The sequence below is a fragment of the Dictyobacter vulcani genome (assembly GCF_008974265.1).
Taxonomy (GTDB): Bacteria; Chloroflexota; Ktedonobacteria; order Ktedonobacterales; family Ktedonobacteraceae; genus Dictyobacter; species Dictyobacter vulcani.
Genome location: NZ_BKZW01000001.1, coordinates 2112791 through 2131337 on the forward strand (window position 1 = coordinate 2112791; position 18547 = coordinate 2131337).

The following is an 18547-nucleotide window of genomic DNA, read 5'->3' on the forward strand; positions in this document are numbered from 1 at the left end:
GAAAAGTAGCTACATAACATAGGTGTTTTTGTTATTACAGAGTATAGCATGTTTTTTCTGGCGTTCCCGTAAAAACAGAAAGTTACTCAATGGCAACAGGAGATTTAAACTGAAGAAAATCATATTCAGTCGTCAGAGCCTGTACTTTGGGATGGACCACACAGGGCAGCGTGAAACAGAATGTGCTGCCTTTTCCCTCAATGCCCTCACTCTCAACCCAGATGCGACCATCCATCGCTTCCACAAACTGTTTGCTCAAGAAAAGACCTAAACCAGACCCACGTACACGGCCATATGTGTCGCGACGTAAGCGCACAAACTGGCCGAATAGCAGGGGCATCTCTTCAGGAGGAATACCAGGCCCGACATCTTTCACACAAATACAGATCTCCGGTGACGCATGCAGGGGATGCACCACCATACCATACAGACTGCCACTAATGGAGATAGGGGTGCCAGGAGGAGTGTACTTGAAGGCATTCGCGAGCAAATTGCGCAGCACCTGACGTAAATATTGTGCGTTTGCCAGGACAACCACATAATCGGGCACATCTACATCGATATTATGCCGCTGCACACTTTGAGGATCGAAGCGCTCAAGCACTTCAAAAACGATGTCCCGCACAACCAGTTGCTCGACAGGTAAGGTCTGTAACTCCTTTTCAATACCCATGGAGTCCAGGACGTTATTCACCAATAACTGCAACTCATCACAGCTTTGCATGGCATGCTGCAGAAAAACGGTACGCATCTCGGTATCTAATTGATCGCTATGCTCTAACAGGAGTTCCAGATACCCATAAATGGCCGTCAATGGTGTGCGCAATTCGTGATTGACATTTTGCAGAAACCGATCTTTAATCACATTCAACTCATATTGCTTCTTGCCATAGATCTCCAGGTCCTCGGTCACTTCATCTGAGACATCAGCAGCATCGCGCTGACCAACGACAACTAAACCAACCATCAGCAGAATGCAGGCATTAACCACGATCCCTGGCAGCGTGCTAACTGCAGGAAAGACATTCTGGGTAATCATCGCATTAAAAGACCAGGAGAAGACAGCCAGCAGAAACAGGCATGCATATAAGCCTGGATAGCGAAATGTCCAGGAGACAAGGATGACTGGAACCACAAAAAGAAGAGGATTATGGTCGAGCCAGGGGGTAAAAATGACAAAGAACAGCGAAATAAGCACCGACAAAATTGCCAGGCTTATCTGGGCTAACAATGATATCTCAAGTAGGAAACGAGCTACAGCATTTGAATAACGCACGCTCTCCTCCCCTTCATCGCGTCAGAGTCAGTGCACAACCACTTATACGTTTTCTGATATAGATAAAAATAGCAAACCATTAACTGAAAACAACCTGTTTTTATTCATTATCTTCAATTTATTTTACCATGCGACGCAGAAAAATGAGTACAAATCAATCTTTTAGGCTATCATTCAGATATAACTTCAAGTATGAGTCATCCCGAATTTTTGAGGAACATTTCTAGCCGGAAAGAAAGAGAGAAAACCGGAAAAGTAAGAACTAGGCAAAGAGGGGTCTCCTGAGTTAAACTGTTAAAAATTCAACTGACAGCAAAAAACCAGGAGGCCCCCAACTCATGCCATTTCAGTATGACATACTTCAACCCGAGGAACAAGATGCGCAGAGAGCATCACAGGAATTAGCTCAATTGCTTGAAGAATTTCTTATGCCACTTTTGATTGTGCTTGATAGGCTGATAGATAAGAGGTTAGTGCGAACGTTAGTACAGGTATGCGTTGCAATTATTCGTTTCAGAAATAACAAGCAGGGACTACTTTTGAGTGAATTAGGTTCCTACCTCGATGGATATGCGCAGCAATCAAAAACAGCGACTGCTGGAACGAAGAGAGTGGGAAACCTGCTTCGCTCCATAAAATGGAATTTTTTGCAGATAGATCACTATTTACTAGAAGAAGCTGATAAAGAGGTGACACGTATGAGAGAACAAGGGAAAAGGATTATTTGCCCTTGGGATGAGAGTGTCATAGAAAAAGCAGAAAGCGAGAAATTAGAAGGAATCTGTCCAGTAACTTCTAGTAAAGCGAAAAGATTGCAGCGCTCAAAAAAAGGCCTGGTCTTTAATTTTCCACCAAAGAAAGCGATTACAGTGGCAGGAATGCAGTGGACAGCAGCATTGATCATAGGAATGGAAGGAAGGGTAAAAGTAGCAGTGATGAGCTGGTGGACTACCAGAGGTGATGATGCGACAAAGTTAAGAGAACAACAAGAAAAGTTATTGAGAAAAGTTGTTCGGAAATGGGGGGATCAGCTCCTTCACATATTTGATCGTGGAGCAGCATCAGGCCCTTGGATACAAGTGTTACAGAAATTACGTGTGCGTTTTGTGATTCGCTGGAAAAAAGGGCATTTCTTTTTCAATGAGAAAGGGGAAAAGAAGAAATTATGGCAGATTGGATTACATAAAAAGTATTTATCTCATAAAGAAATACGTGATAGCCATACTGGTGAAAAGATGCCTTGTGATGTTTGGTGGGCGCCGATATGGCATGAGCAATACGAGTATCAACTTTATCTCGTAAAAGTTCGCGTGAATAAGAAAGTCTGGTATCTGGTAACTAATGAGCGTATTCGAACTGCAGAGCAGGCTTGGGAGATTGTTTTTGCTTATCGGAGACGTTGGCAAATAGAACTCGTATTCCGCTATGGAAAGAGTGAGCTGGCGATGGAGAGTCCGCGTTTGTACGCGATGGAAAACCGACTCAAGCTGTTAGGTATCGTGACACTTGTTTATGCTTTTCTCCTCCATTTACTCACTCCTATCCACGGGGATCTTGTTGAAATGATCTTGCATTTGAAGTGCAAAAGAACCGGAAAGCGATGCAAAAAAGCTATTGCACCGCTTTACCGCTTACGTTGGGCGATCAGCCGTCTGTGGGACGACTATCGTCCAAGCCTTGGCTACCTTTTGGCTCCCAATATCCAGACATTACAGTCTTTGTCAGATAAAAGGTGTTAGAAAAGCATCCCGAAAATTCGGGATGACTCATACCTGAGTAGCAGATTATTTCTTTATTTAACGCATAGCTATACGTTACGATAGGGGAGCATAGCAGTAAACGTGCCGGCAACTTTCAGATCACCATTCTGGTCTTTGGCTTGCACTTTACCAGCAATATAGCCCTGACCATCTGTCTCATATTTTTCAGTGATGGTGCCGGTACAGGTAATCACATCATCCAGATGAGTCATGCCTTTAAAGCGCACACCAAACTTACGCAGGCTGGCCGGACCAACATAATCGCTCAGCATCTGGCCCACAAAGCCCATGATCAGCATGCCATGGGCGATGATGCCTCCGGTGCCAATGGCTTCTCCCACCTTTGGATCCGTATGCAATGGATTAAAATCGCCCGAGGCTCCCGCATAGCGTACCAGTTGTTGATGCTTTACTGGTGACTTCACGAGTTGTGGGATCTCTTCCCCCACTTCAACATCCTCAAAATAGCGTCCGGCTGGAATATTGGCATGTGTCGTCATGTCGTATTCTCCTTTATACTCTATACTCTAAAAATAATCGCGAAAGACCACCTCTGAATACCGTATAGGTCTAGACACCCTGAGCCGCCGCTTCACGTACAATAAACATGGTTCTGGCACTCAGCACATGCTGATCATGCTGGTTCGTATAACGGGTCTCGGTCGTCAAAATATCCATCGAGGACCCATCTTTGCCACGCCGACTCTTGCCATCGACAATCGTGGTGATCCCGGTCAGGGTATCATTGGCAGCAATCGGGGCCACATACTCGTATTCCTCTTCACCATGCAGGACACGCATAACATTGATGCCAACGCTGGTCAATTGCTCCCAGATTTGAGTATTGCCCCAAAAAGTAAAAATAGTGGGCGTCGTTGGCGGCAATGGAAGATCTGTATAGCCAGCCGAGCGGGCCGCCGCCAGATCATGGTAGATAGGATTCTCATCCCCGATTGCCAGCGCCAACTCATGGATTTTGGTGCGCTCAATCGTGAGTGAAAAAGCCGGAAAACTATGCCCGATCTTATCTTTATCAAACATTATACAGCTCCTTTATATAAGAGTGTGTCTGAGCTTCACATTGATTGCAAGCTTCGCATGCAGGCGCACTCGGGCACTAAAGTGCCCATACTTCTTTTATACGGTGGTGGAGATGCGTGCGCGATGCACACGCATCTCCACCACCGTATAAATTTTTTGAGCGCCGAAGGCGCGAAATTCTAGCAACCCAGTGCCCCTCGGAAGTGCTTTTCAGATACACTCTAAGTCACAACGCATTCATTATAAGACATCTTGCGCACTCAGTATCAACCTTGCTACCAGGTATGTCAAGATTGAGACTAAAAGAATTCTACCCCCTATCTTCTGTATTTAAGCCTGTGATATAATTGCCTACATCACACCCCTCACAAGGGCATAGAGTGAGAGGAGCAAGGTGAAGCACCCAAAGACGGTCGCTTTGTCTAAATTGCATATGTTTCGTAAGATTTTAATTGCAAACCGTGGTGAAATAGCCTTACGCGTCATTCGCGCATGTCGCGAAATGGGGATCCGTAGTGTCATTGCCCACTCCGAAGCCGACCGCGACTCACTCCCAGTTCAGATGGCAGATGAGCGCATTTGTATCGGACCAGGAGCAAGTGGGAAAAGCTATTTAAATATTCCAAATATTATTAGCGCAGCCTTTATCTCCAACGCTGAAGCAATTCATCCGGGTTATGGTTTCCTTTCAGAGAACACGAGCTTTGCGCAGATCTGTAAGGATGTAAATATCACATTTATTGGCCCCTCGGCCGATGTGATGTCAGTCATGGGTGACAAGGTTTCCGCCCGTCAGGCCATGGTCGAAGCAGGATTGCCAACCCTTCCGGGCACACCCGTCTTGCGCACATTAGCCGAGGCAAAAGATGCTGCCCGCGAGATTGGCTTTCCTTTAATGTTGAAAGCAGTAGCCGGAGGTGGCGGTCGTGGTATTCGCTTGATTAATCATCCAGATGAATTTGAGCGTACATTTACGGTCGCCCAGAATGAGGTCCGTGAAGCCTTCCATGATGATGGCATCTATCTGGAACGCTATCTGGCCAAGGCCCGTCACGTCGAGATTCAAGTGCTGGTAGACAATTACGGTCACGGGGTCCATCTAGGTGAACGTAACTGTTCGTGTCAGCGCCGTAACCAGAAGGTTATTGAGGAATCACCCACACCTATTCTGCCACGCGAATTATGCGAAGAGATGGGTGCGCGGGCCGTGCGAGCCGTCGAAAAGGTCGGATATCGTAATGCGGGCACCCTTGAATTTCTGGTAGATGAACAAAACCGCTATTATTTCATGGAAATGAATACGCGCCTCCAGGTCGAACATCCCGTTACGGAGATGGTCACCAGCCTGGATCTGGTGAAGGAGCAGTTACACATCGCTTCAGGTGAGCCCTTGCGCTTGCGTCAGGAGGACATCGTTCTCCGGGGTCACTCGATCGAATGCCGTATTACTGCTGAAGATGCGGATAAGGACTTCCGACCACAGACTGGTGTTATTGAGAAATATTTGCCACCAGGCGGTCCTGGAGTCCGTGTCGATAGCCATCTCTATACTGGTTATGAAGTGCCCCCACACTATGATTCGCTCCTCGCCAAACTGGTTGTTTGGGCCGAAGATCGGGATCAAGCCATTGCACGTATGCAGCGTGCCCTGGAAGAGTTTGTGATTGAGGGCATTACTACAACCATACCGTTCCATCAGCGCCTATTAAAGCATGAAGGTTTTATTAGCGGAGATACCTATACACGCTTTATTCAAGAACAAGCGGGCGCATTGGGTATCAAGTAATAAAGCTTTGAGCCGGAAATATTCGCTCTCTGTGACATGGAATAGACAGAACAGGCATCTCAGTAAGATGCTTTCGTAGATAAACGGGAGGTGACTTTATGTCTCGCGTAGTTGTAACCGGAATGGGACTGGTTACCTCGTTGGGCAATGATCTGGCGTCATCATGGGAGGCACTGATCCAGGGTAAATCTGGTATTGGGGAGATCACTGCCTATGATACCAGCAGACATCGCGTTCATTTCGGTGGCGAGATCAAGAACTTTGATGCCACTCAATATATGGATCGGAAAGAACTGCGACGCAATGATCCCTATGAGCAACTGGCTATTGCCACCACCAAACAGGCACTGGCACATGCAAAATTAGAGATCACCAGCGATATTGCCGACGATGTTGGTGTCTATATTGGTAGCGGCATTGGTGGTCTGGTAACCTTACATGAGCAGTTTAAGACACTGCACGAGAAGGGTCCAGATCGCATTAGTCCGTTCTTTATCAATATGATGATTATTGATGGTGCCCCGGGCATTGTCTCGATCATGACTGGCGCCAAGGGTCCAAACTGGGCCGCCGTCTCAGCTTGCGCAACCAGTGGCAACACCATTGGTGAGGCCTGGGAGACGATTCGGCGTGGGGATGCACGGGTGATGATCGCAGGTGGATCTGAAAAGGCCATTACTCCGATCTCGATGGCGGCCTTTGATAATATGCACGCCCTTTCACGCCATAACGAAAACTATCAGGAAGCCAGCCGACCCTTTGACGCTGAGCGCGATGGTTTTGTTATGGGTGAGGGTTCAGGCATGCTGATCCTGGAAGATCTAGAATTCGCGAAAGCCCGTGGTGCCAATATTCTGGCCGAACTGGTTGGTTATGGTAGCACAGGCGATGCCAGCCACGTGACCGCCCCCGCCCCTGGTGGCGAAGGTCTGGTCCGGGCCATGCGCCGCGCACTCCAGAAAGCCGGTCTGAATCCTGAGCAGGTTGATTATATCAATGCTCACGGCACAGGAACCGAATTCAACGATAGTACAGAGACCCAGGCAATCAAAACCCTGTTTGGTGCACATGCCCATCGTGTTGCCATCAGTTCTACTAAATCCATGACCGGTCATACGCTGGGTGCCGCAGGAGCTGTCGAGGCCGTGGTCTCCATTCAGTCCATCTTGAATGGGATTATTCCTCCGACCATCAACCTGCATCATCCGGATCCAGCCTGTGATCTGGACTATGTGCCAAACGAAGCCCGGCATGCAACTGTAAATATCGCCATGTCCAACTCAATGGGCTTCGGTGGTCATAATACAAGCCTGGTCTTCAAGCGATACGAAGAGTAGTGTACATGGATAGAGAAAAAGAAGTATCCTGGTTGGAACGCATCGAAGAGATTGCAGCCGTCCTTGAGGGTAGCACCGTCGGTGAGCTAACCTTGACCGAAGAAGGCACAGAAATCACCATTCGCCGGAGTCCCGGCATGGTATTGATGGATGCACCTGTTTCAGGTCCTGTGGCAACCGGTAGCGCAGCACCACAAGCTACGGCTCCAGGCGCTGCTAAGGCGAAGGCAAAGGTTGACAATTCAATCGCGATTGCCGCGCCTCTAACTGGTGTGTACTATTCAGCGGCCTCACCAACAACACCACCCTTTGTAAATATCGGGGATACGGTCCATGTTGGTCAGGTGGTGGCCTTGATTGAAGCCATGAAGGTCTTTAACGAGATCAACGCCGAGGTCTCCGGTCGCGTGGTCGCCATGCCCGCCACCAGTGGCGCGGTTGTGCAAAAGGGCGATGCGCTGGTGCGTATCGAGCCTTTGTAGTCACTGACAGCGACATTCAAAACAAAAAAACACCTTCGTGTTATCGAAGGTGTTTTTTTGTGGATAGGATTAATCAAATGATTGGGCTTCTTCGACCATGTAGCCTTCAGCACGCAGGCGCACCAGCAGGTTTTCACACTGGGCGCGATCACTGGTTTCCATGGTGATCGTTTCTTCACGCTGCATGATCGGCAGGCGACTGGAGATGCGCTGGTGTCGGACATCGATAATATTGATGCGCATATCGGTGATGATCGCCAGCATCCGCATCAGTTCTCCCGGTCGATCCGTCAGGCGCGCATGGACGGCAAAATAACGTCCCGCGCTTGCCAGACCATGCTCAATAAAGCGTCCAACCAGATTAATGTCAATGTTGCCACCGGTCAACGGGACCAGCACTTTCTTGCCTTTGAGGTCAATCTTGCCACTGAGCATAGCAGCCAGTCCGGCGGCCCCCGCTCCCTCAACCAGCATTTTACAACGCTCCATCAGAAGTAAGACCGCGTTAATAATAGCCTCATCTTCCACCAGCACCACCTCGTCCACCATCTGCTGGATAATGGAAAAGGTTAAGGCTCCCGGCCGCTTGACGGCAATACCGTCCGCGATCGTGGTGATCGCAGGCAAAGTAGTTAGCGAGCCAGCATCCAGGGATGCACGACAACTAGGAGCACCGGATGCCTGGACACCAATAATGGTGATGTCGGGTTTAAGCGCACGCGCAGCAATAGCAATACCTGAGATCAGGCCACCACCACCAATGGGAACCACGATCGCATCGGCATCGGGTAGATCATTGAGCATTTCCAATCCGAGCGTGCCCTGGCCGGCGATAACTTTGGGATCATCAAAGGCGTGGATAAAAGTTGCTCCGCTCTCGCGCTGGAGTTCCAGACAGTGTTGATACGCATCATCATAGGTCGCCCCGAACAACACCACCTTAGCACCATAGCCCTCGGTGGCCGTAACTTTGGCCAGCGGAGCACTCTCCGGCATCACAATCGTACAGGCAGTATTATGCTGAGCCGCCGCAATCGCCACACCCTGGGCATGATTGCCGGCAGAGGCCGCGATGACACCAGCTTTATATTGTTCCTTCGTCAGGGTAGAAATTTTATAGCCAGCCCCACGTATCTTGAACGCACCAGAGCGCTGCATATGTTCGCATTTTAAATAAATATCGGCTCCGGTTAACTGGCTCATGGTCCGGGAATGAGAGAGCGCGGTATGATGAATGACCGGCTTGAGGTATTTATAGGCTCGCCAGATATCAGCAATTGTAACAGATTTTGTTACCTCAGAGGTTGAGGTGGAAGTTAGACCATTCTCTACAAGATGCATGGTATTGTGACTCCTTCAAGTCCCGCCCAGGACGCCCCAACCGTCATGGCTAAGATACAGACGGCAACGTCTGAGTGTACTTTTATTGACAGCTGTAGTTTTTCTGCTTTCGGCCTCCTTCTGAAGAACGCAATCAGGTACAGCAAAGGGGCATAACATTTTTGCAATTCATTAGCTTCGTCATTGAGCATAATAAAAATGTTATGAGAAGGATTATAGCGCAATTTGAATAGGCCTGACAACAACATCAAAATATTTTATGCCATAACATTCAATTCAAGCGCGCACATTCGGGCGCTGATTGGGAGCGTCGCATGCAGGCGCACTCGGGCACTAAAGTGCCCATACTTCTTTTTATGATGTGGTGAAAAACACTGCGCCTCGCGCAGTGTTTTTCACCACATCATAAAAATTTTTTGAGCGCCGCAGGCGCGAGATATAAAAAAAGTGGGGATACATCGCTTATGCATCCCCACTGGAATTAGCTGAAACGGCTATTATATTAGTCGCGGGAGCGGAAGATTTTGACACGGCGATGAGGCTCTTTTCCTCGGCTACGCGAGATCAGGTTATAGCGAGTCGCCATTTGATGCTGTAAACGCCGAATGTAAGCATTCGCTGGAGCCAACTCTGCTGTCGTCAGGCCTTTGTTAAGCACCTGATGAATAGCATCTTCGGTCTCAAGCATCGCCTGCTTGGTCGGATCATCAAATTCGGTCTCACTGAGACTCATCCTGGTGTCAGAATGTTCACCATCCTCTTCTGAAGAGACAGCTTCGGGAATATCGAAGATGCGCGCCAGTGCATGTTGCATCTGCATGACGGTATTGTTCTTCAGAATAATGATAAGCTTGCGCTCTTGCTCTGCCTGTTGTAAACGCTCAGGTTGCCGGCGATAGTAATTTTTCAGCGTAATCACTGCGTCAGCTTCGCGCTCGTTATTGGTGATGACAACCGGGACGCGCAACTGGCGCGCGGACTCGGACAACCGATCCCGATTGACACCAAACGGATACACTTTCAGCGTTTTGGGCGGTCGAATTTCGGTCGCGGGCTCATTGGCCTGATAGATGCCCTCAGTGATCTCAGTCACTGATCGGGACTGTGTCAGGACAGTTGCACGGACCTCTCCATCGTGCGGCGAGGTCCCGGTTGGGGCCAGGGCCTGTACCTGTGAAGCAATACGAGCGGTCGATTGATTGCGGCTGCGCATACGCTCACTACCACCACGTGGGTCTAGCGTGGATGGCGGAACGTTATTACGCAACGAACTCAGGTAGTTATAATTGCGATCTGAGTGGCCGCGATCATTGCGATCCGAACGTTCAAACATACTTGTGGTGAAGCCTTGTCCGGGACGAACATTGGGACCACCGAGCCCAACGCCCCATCCGGGAACATCCATGCCACCCGTCGTCACTCGACGGATCGAAACATTGCCATTCTCTTCATCACGTGTTCGCTCTTCAGCCGCAAAGGGTTGACCGCGCAGCATATTATCGACCGTATCAGCTACGTCACGATGTACGACGGCTTCTTCCCAGCTCTGCTGTTCAACCACAACCTCAAAGGTCGGAAGAGATTTACGCTCTTGAATACTTTTCTGCGTATGACGCCGGCGCGCCTCTTCGTCTCCCAGAGTGACGGTCTGAATACCTCCGACCAGATCTGACAGAGTAGGGTTGACAAGCAAGTTTCCTAGCGAATTACCATGAGCCGTTGCGACCAATTGGACACCACGTTCTGCGATAGTACGTGCCGCGGCCGCTTCCAACTCGGTACCAATCTCGTCAATGACGATGACCTGTGGCATATGGTTTTCCACAGCTTCGATCATCACGGCGTGCTGCTCCGCCGTACGCGCAACTTGCATACGTCGGGCCCGACCAATGCCGGGATGGGGAATATCTCCATCGCCTGCAATTTCGTTGGAGGTATCCACAACCACCACACGCTTATTCGCCTCATCTGCAAGCACACGGGCGATCTCACGCAACAGGGTTGTTTTACCCACGCCAGGACGACCAAGAATCAAGATGGATTGGCCCTGTTCGACAATATCACGGATCAGGGCAATACTGCCAAGCACCGCTCGACCAATACGACAGGTTAAACCAACGATTTTCCCTTTACGATTACGCATAGCGCTGATACGGTGGAGGGTCCGTTCGATACCTGCACGATTGTCATCGCCGAATTCCCCTATACGTTCAACCACGTACTCCAGATCGGCATAGGTCACCGGTGTCGTACTAAGGATCACTTCCCCTTCTGGGAACCGGCCCTCAGCCGTACGGCCAAGGTCCATTACGATCTCCAGCAGTTCGCTTCGGTTCTCTAGCCGATTGACCGCGTCGTGGATATCTGGCGGAAGAGTAGCCAGCAGAGCCTCCAGATCGTCAGTGATCACATGTTGCATAGGCAGTTTATCACCTCATTATTTTTTGGCGCGAATTGACCGTCCCCAGGCCTTTCAAGCCATAGACCGCTCGTGGCTCCAGCAGGGGGACCGTGCTCTGCCTCGTGGCCAGTAAGGCCACGTGTCGCACAAGCAGGACCTTGGAGAGGACCTGCTCAAATCCACTATTGCTAAGAGCGGTGTTAACAAAAGAATCGTACTCGCGCACCAGGCAATAGATGCGTCGTACGTCGGCATCCAGTAGTCGCTTGATGCCGAACTGTAGCAATGGTTCGGCAAGGTCGGCATGTTCTGGGTGCACCAGCAATGAGATGCGATGGGGTGTCGAGCCGTGACCCCGGCACAACCGCATCCAGGCCCCAACACGCACACCTACGTCACATACATAATTCTCATTACCCCTTGCAAAAAAGGAAGGTAGTGGTTGTAGTGACCCGGCATGGAGCTTTGCATACTCTTCACTATCCTCGTACAACTCGGCCGTCGAGACACGCTGCGGCGTGATTGCACGATACAACTGATATAATCCCCACACGTGGTGGCGATTCCAGCGGCGTAGCGAAGGGAGCACGGACTCAGCTGAGACGTCTGTAGACCTGGATTTTTGCTGATAAGGATCGTAGACATAGGTCAGCTCGCGTGCATAGCGTTGGAAACCCGAGCGCTGAAACATTTCCAACTCGGGTACTTCATCTTCAACCTTCGCGAAGATCCGGAGAATACCATGTGTTGCAGCCATCTCCACCGCATATTCGAGGAGAGCCGCCAGAATATCATCGCCCGCGAGATTTGCTCCATCGCGGTTTGCCATCGATGCCAGATATGAAAGATCCCATGCCGCATGGGAAGGGCGTTCGCGTACCTGGGCAAAACCCAGTAAACGCCAGTGATCCTCACAGATCCAGGTTCGGATAACTGGAGAGATTGGAAGAACATGCCTCAACAATGGAGGCGAAGGGAGTGCGCTCTCCACCGACTCAAGCCAGCAGACAAAATTTGCGTAGTCATGCTGGTTCCCTCGAGCCCGGTGGTCAATTGCGTAGATGATTCCCGGCAAATCAACATACAGCACCGGTCTTATCATCCACAACTCCTGCGTTGGATAGAAAGATGCGTTTAAAGCACTTCTACCGCTTCACGCTCTGTACTATGCGGAGAAAGTATTGATGAAAACGTGTATCTCCTGATACTTCAGGATGAAATGCAGTGCCTAACAAGGTTCCTTCTCGGACAGCAACGATGGTTCCATCGTCGAGCGTCGCCAACACCTCTACCTCGGGACCTGCCTGTTCGACTAACGGTCCGCGAATGAAGAACGTGTGGAATGGCGCTTCGCCTAGTGCGGGCACTGACAGATCAGTTTCAAAGCTTTCCCGCTGACTGCCAAACGCATTACGGCGGACGCGAATATCCATGCTAGCCAACAAAGGTTGGCCTGCAAGCGCGTTATCCGTCTCCCTTGCTAATAAGATCAAACCTGCGCATGTTCCCCAGACGGGAACGCCCGCTGCGATCTTCTTTTGCAAGATTTCGTGGAGTCCGTAGACGATCATGAGTTTGCCAATCGTCGTACTTTCGCCACCTGGTAATATTATACCATCTATTTCATCGAGATGCTCGGGGAGGCGAACAGCTTTTGCGTCCACCCCCAGCCCTTTTAACATCCTGATGTGGGCCTCAAAATCGCCCTGTAATGCTAATACGCCTATACGTAGAGTAGGGTTGTATTTTTCCATATGTTTTTTCTATTAACCTGATTACCAGCCACGGCGAGCCATGAGATCTTGCTCAGACAACGTGTCCAGATTGATACCAACCATTGGTTCGCCCAGATTACGGGAAATCTCGGCCAGCATGGCAGCATCCTCAAAATGGGTGGTGGCTTTCACGATGGCTTTCGCGCGCAACATTGGATCACCGGATTTAAAGATACCGGACCCAACAAAGATGCCTTCGGCGCCCAGGCGCATCATCAATGCGGCATCAGCTGGTGTGGCAATACCACCGGCCGAGAAGTTCACCACAGGCAGTTTGCCGGTACGAGCGACTTCCAGCACTAACTCATAGGGAGCACCCAGCTCTTTGGCCTCAGCCATTAATTCTTCCTCGGGCAGAGACTGCAGACGGCGCACACCATCCATAACTGTACGCATGTGGCGAACAGCCTCGATCACGTTTCCAGTGCCCGGCTCGCCTTTTGTGCGTAGCATCGCAGCACCTTCACCGACACGGCGCAGGGCCTCGCCCAGATCGCGGGCACCACAGACAAATGGAACCGAGAACTTATGCTTATTCACATGGTAGCGCTCATCGGCCGGTGTCAATACCTCAGATTCATCGATACAATCGATACCCAGAGCCTGCAAGATTTCAGCCTCGACAAAGTGACCAATGCGGCACTTCGCCATCACTGGAATAGTCACGGCCTCTTTAATCTTCACAATCAATTCGGGATCGCTCATGCGCGACACACCGCCCTGAGCTCGAATGTCCGCGGGCACGCGCTCAAGAGCCATTACCGCTGAAGCACCCGCCTCCTCTGCGATCTTCGCTTGCTCAGCGTTCACCACATCGCAGATAACTCCACCTTTTAACATCTCTGGAAAACTACGTTTGACCTGTACGGTCCCGATCTGCTTTTGCATGTATATCTCTCCTGGCGTGCTTATTTACTCTAGGTAGACCAAAAAATAAGTGCTCAAATCTGCTCAAATTTTAACACAGGTAGATAATGAACATCTACAGCCAATTGCAAAACTTCAAGCCATCCATCTTTATGAGCAGCTGTAATTGAGGAAGATACAATGAGGATTGGCCCCCCTGAAAACATCATCTATCCCCACATTGGTATGGTCGATGGCTGTGCTCTCTGCCTATTATAACAAACAGGCGGCCGTATTTATGCCTGCCTGGTCCGCGGGGGTGGGGGAAATAACGCGGGTTTTAGTCGCGTAAGAGATGAAGACTGATGCGTAGAGCTTGATCAACACGATAAAGTTCATCTGCACTAATGGATCCACGACGCCTGATCAGCCGCGACTTTTCAATCGTCATAATCTGCTCACACTTGACATCAGTGTAATCAGTTAAGCCATTGTTTGAAGTAGGTGTAATGCGTACATGCAACGGAAGCTCACGCTCCGTGCGACTCATTGAGGCCACGATCGTTAAAGGATAAGAAGAAGAGGAATTGCCTCGATCGTTTTGTATCACTAACGCCGGGCGGGTACCTTGTTGTTCTGCCCCGCGGCCAGGTGACCAATTAACATCCCAAATCTCGCCCCGGCGAGGATTTGGCGTACTTGCATTCGCATCCTGCTGCTGTTTCAGGCTCGGCAAAGACTGCCTGGCCTCATTACTCATGCAAACATACCTTCACAACCAGCACTAAAACAAAATTGGGCTTCTTCAAGAGTTTCGGGGGAGTTCGCTAAGTATGCGTAGGCTTCATCGAGAGAGTTGTTGAGAGAGGAGAGTTCACGTTCGCGTTTTTCCATTATTACGGACCTCAATTGCTGATAATCATCTTGCCGCATCAGATCCATAATCGCTTCTATCACATCCCCAAGGGAGGAATCGAATTCCACAGCTAGAGCTTTAAGCTCTTTGTGCTGCGTTGAGGGAATCTGAATCGACTTTCGAACGAGGTTCTCATGACGATATAAGTCTGTATGTACAACAGCCATGAAGTTGCCTCCTAGTCATAACAATGACACCATCTCTACTTATTGTACCGGGACGCTCGGTAATTGTCAATAAAGAGATGACTATTTATTCAGAATTCTGCGCATGTATACCCGGGCAAAATGCCTATTTATAACAGCCATATCACCCAGATTAAGGGCTCATACCAGGAATATACGGGACATATCACCCGCTTTTATGTATGCGCTGGCCAAGGCGGAGGGTCAGGAGGATGCCAAAGGAAACAGCCAGTAAAACAACAGCCAGGGCAATGGATTTATCCAGGTCTGATTCAGAGGCGATATAGACAGCAATCGGCATAGTTTGAGTAGTACCAGGAAAATTACCGGCGAAAGTGATCGTCGCCCCAAATTCCCCCAGAGCACGCGCCCAGCAGAGTCCGATGCCGGAAAGCAGAGCAGGTCGGATTAAGGGAAGCGTCACATGCACAAAAGCATACAGCGGTGAGGCACGCAAGGTATAGGCCGCCAGCTCATAGCGCCGATCCAGTTGCTCAAGGCCAGCTTTAGCACTATTCACAAAAAATGGCGCCGCGATAAAGGTCTGCGCCATCACCACCGCGACCGTGGTAAAAGGAATGGTAATGTGCAGAAGCGACAAATAGTGTCCCAGTAGTCCCATACGACCAAATGTCAGCAGCAGCGCCACACCCGCAACCACAGGCGGCAGGACCGTGGGGACCGTAACCAGGGTTTCCAGCAGCCCACGACCGAAGAAACGCTTGCGTGCCAGCAGATAAGCGACTGGCAACCCAAACAGGCATGCCAGCAGAGTACTGAAGGTCGTAGTGACCAGACTCAACTGCAAAGCCTGAAAAATATCCGGCTGCAAGAGTTCCTGCCAGATGGCAGAAGGCGACTCGCGGAATAAGAGTCCGACGAGGGGAATTCCCAGAAAGAGGAAAAAGAGGCTGGTCAGTACGGCCACGCAGCCACTGACCAGCCAGCCTTTTAAGCGCTGTGCTTTCATGCCCTCTCCAACAACGATACGCGTTACTTACTCACACTGATAAAGTGATATTTCGTTAAAATCGCCTGCCCATCTGAAGAGAGCAAGTACGTCAGGAAATGCTGGGCCTCGGTAGCCTGCGCAGAATCTTTAGTGATAGCGATAGGATAGCTGGCAGTGACATTGAATTGATCAGGGATAGTCAATACAGAGACTTTATTTTCGACCGCCGCTGTGACATCGGTCTGATACACGATACCCGCATCAGCCTCACCTAACTGTACTTTCTGCACCACCGCCTTCACGTTTTGCTCCTGCGACACAATATTGGCCTTTACCTGCTTCTCGTAATCAGGTCCATACTGGGAGGACGTTCCCATTTTATCCAGTACCTGTAAACCGTATTTACCGATCGGGACCGCAGGCGCACCCACGACAAGCTTAGTACCCGACTTTGCCAGATCCTTGAGCGTATTAATATGACCGGGATTCGCCTTTGGCAGAATGACTACCAGTTTGTTCTGCGCGAAAACCTTACTCTCGGCTACCACGCCAGCTTTAACAGCCTTCTGCATATTGGTTTGGTCGGCCGACGCAAAAATATCAGCGCTGGCACCATTGGAAAGTTGCTGCACCAGGACCTGCGAGCCATTAAAATTATACGTGATATCCACATTGGGATGCGCGCTATGATAAGACGTTTTCAACTCATTAAAGGATTCCGTCAGGGACGCAGCGGCAAAGATTTTCAAAGAGATCGGGGCTGGCGTAGCTTTCGAGCCAGATGATGTATTACTTGGTGGCGCACTTTCACCACACGCACTGACAATAAGCAATAATACAAATAGCAACAGGGGAAGCACGGAACGAAATAATTTCACCAGGAACCTCCTCAGAACACAACGATACTTTGTGTTTGAATACTCAATAATTGAGTATAGCATAATTTTGCTACCCCTTACATACCTTCATTGCTCAGATTGTCGTGCATGTGAAAGTATAATTTTTGTCCAATCTTGTTTAGTAAAGATCAGTCAGATTTAAGGCTTGTGGTGTCAAATTTGGTGTCAATTATAACCGCACATATTTACTGGATCTCTTTCAGAAAGGAGTTAATTATCTTTACTGGGCGTCTGGTATTTTGTAATACATAGCCTTTTCTTTCGCCATTATGTACAGATACTACCTCACTAAATCCTAACCTTTCGAAAAGGCTTTGACCCTCTTTGGTTGCTCCTATTCCATACCAATTTTTGATATCATACTGCCTGTTTAAATTTAGAGCCCATTTGATCGTTTTTGTTAGCAGATAACGACCATAGCGGCTATCTTTATTGATGTCACCAGTAGGCTTGACAGTGGCACTGCTAACATAAACGCTCAGCCCTGGATCAGTCCATTGGCGGATGGAATCATTAGGTATATCGCGCTCTCTAATCTCATCTCTCAAAAGAGGTAACATGATCTCTTCGTTTAATGGCATTAAGCAGGAATAAGCTACGACCTGGTTACCCTCATCTTTGACGCTCATATGCATCTCATCATTAATTTCACGCCACTGCAATATTTTTTTATAGGGGACTATATCATCTTCTCCATAAAGCTGAATGCCTATCTGGATCTCTTGCCACATATCAGCTGGAGTTGATGATGAAAAATCTATCTTAGGGAGGTGTGTCTTAGGTTTTTTTTCCTCTTCGATTTCTGCTAATGCATCAATGGCTATTTTCGGATAGACCTTACCCCGCCTTTTGCCTTTTTCTAGATGATAGGGTATAAGACCTGAATTAACTTCTCTTATAAAAGTAGAACGAGACTTTCCTAATTTAGCAATAGCTTCCTCTAACGAATAAAAATTGCTTCCCATAATAGTTACCTCCCTTGAATTTAAAAATGGCCTCATTGAGATTATACACTTAAACCTTGAAACTTGAAATAGTAGAATTTGAAATCTATCCAGGCGGCGAGTAGAATTTTCAGGCTAGTTAAAATAAATGAAACTTGACACTTGACATTACACACTTACCTACTGTACAATCTTATTGGTACTTGAAACTTGAAACTTAATACAGCAAGGTTGAACAGTGGTTAAGGCCAGTACGAACCCTGGTAAATAAAATCTAGGTAACCAGGACAAGGCTATCGGGTGATGGGGGTATCTCGCCGTCTAGGGGTACACTCTGGAACAACCAGCAATGCAATTGGAACGCTCGGAGTCACGGCAAACGCAACCTTGTTACAAATCAGATATGGTCAATGAGGATCGTGTCTGCATCGCTTCACGAACAGGGACAAGAAAGGAGGTAGACAGTTCGTTCCTGGCGAGGAAGTATAAAAGAGGACAGTATAAAAATGCTGTCCTCTTTTATTACAAAATTTTTCTGTTTGCACACAAAAATTCGTGAGAATGATGTAAGAGTTTTGCAGCTTTTTACGCTCAAAATTGCGTGCT

The 18547-nt window shown here is 48.9% G+C and carries 17 protein-coding genes; 4 read left to right on the plus strand and 13 right to left on the minus strand.

Annotated features, from left to right (window positions below; genetic code table 11):
* Positions 1-82: 82 nt before the first annotated feature.
* Positions 83-1276: a sensor histidine kinase gene (locus tag KDW_RS08885; RefSeq protein WP_151755633.1), complete on the minus strand. Its 1194-nt coding sequence runs from the start codon at positions 1274-1276 to the stop codon at positions 83-85.
* 338 nt (positions 1277-1614) lie between these two features.
* Between KDW_RS08885 and KDW_RS08890 the strand changes: the two genes are divergently transcribed.
* Positions 1615-3015, plus strand: coding sequence for a transposase (locus KDW_RS08890; protein ID WP_151754717.1), 1401 nt, complete (start codon positions 1615-1617; stop codon positions 3013-3015).
* Positions 3016-3083: 68 nt separating this feature from the next.
* Here the strand turns inward: KDW_RS08890 and KDW_RS08895 are convergent, their stop codons facing one another.
* Positions 3084-3536, minus strand: a complete 453-nt coding sequence (locus KDW_RS08895) for a MaoC/PaaZ C-terminal domain-containing protein (protein ID WP_151755634.1) — start codon at positions 3534-3536, stop codon at positions 3084-3086.
* A 70-nt stretch (positions 3537-3606) separates the two neighbouring features.
* On the minus strand, positions 3607-4077 hold the full coding sequence (locus KDW_RS08900; RefSeq protein WP_151755635.1) for an FAS1-like dehydratase domain-containing protein: 471 nt from the start codon (positions 4075-4077) through the stop codon (positions 3607-3609).
* A 433-nt stretch (positions 4078-4510) separates the two neighbouring features.
* On the opposite strand from KDW_RS08900, the gene accC reads away from it, so the two are divergent.
* The 3 genes from accC to KDW_RS08915 all read left to right on the plus strand — a co-directional run bounded on the left by accC (position 4511) and on the right by KDW_RS08915 (position 7682).
* Entirely contained in the window at positions 4511-5863 is a 1353-nt protein-coding gene (accC, locus tag KDW_RS08905) for an acetyl-CoA carboxylase biotin carboxylase subunit (RefSeq protein ID WP_151757324.1), read from the plus strand.
* A gap of 98 nt (positions 5864-5961) precedes the next feature.
* Positions 5962-7200: a beta-ketoacyl-ACP synthase II gene (fabF, locus tag KDW_RS08910; RefSeq protein WP_151755636.1), complete on the plus strand. Its 1239-nt coding sequence runs from the start codon at positions 5962-5964 to the stop codon at positions 7198-7200.
* A gap of 5 nt (positions 7201-7205) precedes the next feature.
* Positions 7206-7682, plus strand: coding sequence for an acetyl-CoA carboxylase biotin carboxyl carrier protein (locus KDW_RS08915; RefSeq protein WP_151755637.1), 477 nt, complete (start codon positions 7206-7208; stop codon positions 7680-7682).
* Positions 7683-7751: 69 nt separating this feature from the next.
* On the opposite strand, the gene ilvA is transcribed toward KDW_RS08915, so the two are convergent.
* The 10 genes from ilvA to KDW_RS08965 form a co-directional block, all read right to left on the minus strand.
* Positions 7752-9023 (minus strand): threonine ammonia-lyase, encoded by a 1272-nt coding sequence (gene ilvA / locus KDW_RS08920; protein ID WP_151755638.1) that lies wholly within the window; start codon positions 9021-9023, stop codon positions 7752-7754.
* Positions 9024-9525: 502 nt separating this feature from the next.
* Entirely contained in the window at positions 9526-11442 is a 1917-nt protein-coding gene (locus KDW_RS08925) for an AAA ATPase domain-containing protein (protein WP_151755639.1), read from the minus strand.
* Positions 11443-11452: 10 nt separating this feature from the next.
* A complete protein-coding gene (locus KDW_RS08930) occupies positions 11453-12526 on the minus strand; it encodes a hypothetical protein (RefSeq protein ID WP_151755640.1) in 1074 nt (357 codons plus the stop codon).
* 43 nt (positions 12527-12569) lie between these two features.
* A complete protein-coding gene (gene pdxT / locus KDW_RS08935; RefSeq protein WP_151755641.1) occupies positions 12570-13178 on the minus strand; it encodes a pyridoxal 5'-phosphate synthase glutaminase subunit PdxT in 609 nt (202 codons plus the stop codon).
* A 21-nt stretch (positions 13179-13199) separates the two neighbouring features.
* On the minus strand, positions 13200-14087 hold the full coding sequence (gene pdxS / locus KDW_RS08940) for a pyridoxal 5'-phosphate synthase lyase subunit PdxS (RefSeq protein WP_151755642.1): 888 nt from the start codon (positions 14085-14087) through the stop codon (positions 13200-13202).
* A 298-nt stretch (positions 14088-14385) separates the two neighbouring features.
* Positions 14386-14805 carry a type II toxin-antitoxin system PemK/MazF family toxin gene (locus KDW_RS08945; protein WP_151755643.1) on the minus strand — a complete coding sequence of 140 codons (420 nt, stop codon included), beginning with the start codon at positions 14803-14805 and terminating at the stop codon, positions 14386-14388.
* Positions 14802-15128 carry a hypothetical protein gene (locus KDW_RS08950; RefSeq protein ID WP_151755644.1) on the minus strand — a complete coding sequence of 109 codons (327 nt, stop codon included), beginning with the start codon at positions 15126-15128 and terminating at the stop codon, positions 14802-14804. Before KDW_RS08950 ends, KDW_RS08945 begins: the two co-directional genes overlap by 4 nt.
* 184 nt (positions 15129-15312) lie before the next feature.
* On the minus strand, positions 15313-16116 hold the full coding sequence (locus tag KDW_RS08955; RefSeq protein WP_151755645.1) for an ABC transporter permease: 804 nt from the start codon (positions 16114-16116) through the stop codon (positions 15313-15315).
* 23 nt (positions 16117-16139) lie between these two features.
* The gene (modA, locus tag KDW_RS08960; protein ID WP_162005066.1) at positions 16140-16976 is read right to left on the minus strand and encodes a molybdate ABC transporter substrate-binding protein; all 837 of its coding nucleotides are present in this window, start codon (positions 16974-16976) and stop codon (positions 16140-16142) included.
* Positions 16977-17182: 206 nt separating this feature from the next.
* Positions 17183-17962: a helix-turn-helix domain-containing protein gene (locus KDW_RS08965; protein ID WP_151755647.1), complete on the minus strand. Its 780-nt coding sequence runs from the start codon at positions 17960-17962 to the stop codon at positions 17183-17185.
* Positions 17963-18547 lie beyond the last annotated feature (585 nt).

Excerpts from the sequence above, each read along its gene's own strand:
- KDW_RS08930 (WP_151755640.1), bottom strand. The coding sequence starts at position 12,526 with ATGATAAGACCGGTGCTGTATGTTGATTTGCCGGGAATCATCTACGCA.
- pdxS (WP_151755642.1), bottom strand. The coding sequence starts at position 14,087 with ATGCAAAAGCAGATCGGGACCGTACAGGTCAAACGTAGTTTTCCAGAG.
- KDW_RS08915 (WP_151755637.1), top strand. The coding sequence starts at position 7,206 with ATGGATAGAGAAAAAGAAGTATCCTGGTTGGAACGCATCGAAGAGATT.
- KDW_RS08955 (WP_151755645.1), bottom strand. The coding sequence starts at position 16,116 with ATGAAAGCACAGCGCTTAAAAGGCTGGCTGGTCAGTGGCTGCGTGGCC.
- KDW_RS08945 (WP_151755643.1), bottom strand. The coding sequence starts at position 14,805 with ATGAGTAATGAGGCCAGGCAGTCTTTGCCGAGCCTGAAACAGCAGCAG.
- KDW_RS08890 (WP_151754717.1), top strand. The coding sequence starts at position 1,615 with ATGCCATTTCAGTATGACATACTTCAACCCGAGGAACAAGATGCGCAG.
- pdxT (WP_151755641.1), bottom strand. The coding sequence starts at position 13,178 with ATGGAAAAATACAACCCTACTCTACGTATAGGCGTATTAGCATTACAG.
- accC (WP_151757324.1), top strand. The coding sequence starts at position 4,511 with ATGTTTCGTAAGATTTTAATTGCAAACCGTGGTGAAATAGCCTTACGC.
- KDW_RS08895 (WP_151755634.1), bottom strand. The coding sequence starts at position 3,536 with ATGACGACACATGCCAATATTCCAGCCGGACGCTATTTTGAGGATGTT.
- KDW_RS08900 (WP_151755635.1), bottom strand. The coding sequence starts at position 4,077 with ATGTTTGATAAAGATAAGATCGGGCATAGTTTTCCGGCTTTTTCACTC.
- KDW_RS08965 (WP_151755647.1), bottom strand. The coding sequence starts at position 17,962 with ATGGGAAGCAATTTTTATTCGTTAGAGGAAGCTATTGCTAAATTAGGA.
- fabF (WP_151755636.1), top strand. The coding sequence starts at position 5,962 with ATGTCTCGCGTAGTTGTAACCGGAATGGGACTGGTTACCTCGTTGGGC.
- KDW_RS08950 (WP_151755644.1), bottom strand. The coding sequence starts at position 15,128 with ATGGCTGTTGTACATACAGACTTATATCGTCATGAGAACCTCGTTCGA.
- KDW_RS08925 (WP_151755639.1), bottom strand. The coding sequence starts at position 11,442 with ATGCAACATGTGATCACTGACGATCTGGAGGCTCTGCTGGCTACTCTT.
- ilvA (WP_151755638.1), bottom strand. The coding sequence starts at position 9,023 with ATGCATCTTGTAGAGAATGGTCTAACTTCCACCTCAACCTCTGAGGTA.